1 protein-coding gene is annotated in these 370 nt (G+C 54.1%); it reads right to left on the bottom strand.

Translation table 11 applies throughout. The annotated features are described in order from the left end of the window. A partial coding sequence (locus tag U9S71_RS20935; protein WP_326329806.1) for a hypothetical protein occupies positions 1-370 on the bottom strand: 370 nt, incomplete at both ends.

The following is a 370-nucleotide window of genomic DNA, read 5'->3' as shown; positions in this document are numbered from 1 at the left end:
GTCGTACCGACAGTAATCCGGTAACCCGTAGCATCATCAACAGCTGTCCAGGTAATCTCCGCATCAAGTTCCACATCCGTGGCACCATCTACCGGACCGGTAATCGTGGTGCAACCGGGAGGCACTACCAGCGTCTCCGTCGTGAAGCTGATCCCGGAACAGTCCGAAGCTTCACCTGCGGAGTTATAAGGTACCACCGTGACGTAGTAGGCGGTGTTTTCAGCAAAGCCATCCGGCAAATTAAAAACTATGCCGCTGACTTCCGCGCCATCAACTATCTCCGTACCGCCGGGCGTCGTACCGATAGTAATCTGGTAACCCGTAACATCATCAACAGCTTCCCACCTAATCTCCGCATCAAGCGGCACAT

It is taken from the genome of Parapedobacter flavus, from assembly GCF_035818675.1.
GTDB lineage: Bacteria > Bacteroidota > Bacteroidia > Sphingobacteriales > Sphingobacteriaceae > Parapedobacter > Parapedobacter flavus.
Note: the sequence above shows the minus strand (reverse complement) of the source record. Positions and strands in the feature narration are given on the sequence as shown.